Raw genomic sequence first — 446 nt, forward strand, 5'->3', positions numbered from 1 at the left:
GAACACCGAGTTCGCGATGATGAACCCGAGGGGGGCGCCGAGCTGCGGGAACGTGCCGTACCAGGCGCGCTTGCCGGCCGGAGCGTTCTCGGTCGCGACGAGCGCCGCGCCCGACCACTCGCCGCCGAGCGCGAAGCCCTGCGCGAGACGGAGGAAGAGCAGCAGCAGGGCCGCCCACCACCCGATGTCGTCGTAGGTCGGCAGGCAGCCGATGAGGAAGGTCGCGATGCCCATCGTCAGCAGCGATGCGACCAGGGTCGCCTTGCGCCCGACCCGGTCGCCGACGTGGCCGACGACGCCGGCGCCGAGCGGGCGCGCGATGACGCACTTGGAGACCGCCGCGCGGCCGCCCCGCGCGCGCTGCTCCTGCGTGTTGGCCAGGGACGGGCTCTTCCACAGCTCCCCCAGGCGCGGCGCATGCCCGTGGATCGTGACCTGCTCCTGGA

General features: G+C 73.5%; 1 protein-coding gene. It reads right to left on the reverse strand.

Features of this window, described 5'->3' with window-relative positions; all coding sequences use genetic code 11:
* Positions 1-446, reverse strand: a 446-nt coding sequence (locus ACQG3P_RS18890) for an MFS transporter (RefSeq protein ID WP_426805889.1), incomplete at both ends; no start/stop codon positions are given.

This window comes from Stenotrophomonas sp. SrG (assembly GCF_050031795.1).
GTDB classification, from domain to species: domain Bacteria; phylum Pseudomonadota; class Gammaproteobacteria; order Xanthomonadales; family Xanthomonadaceae; genus Stenotrophomonas; species Stenotrophomonas rhizophila_A.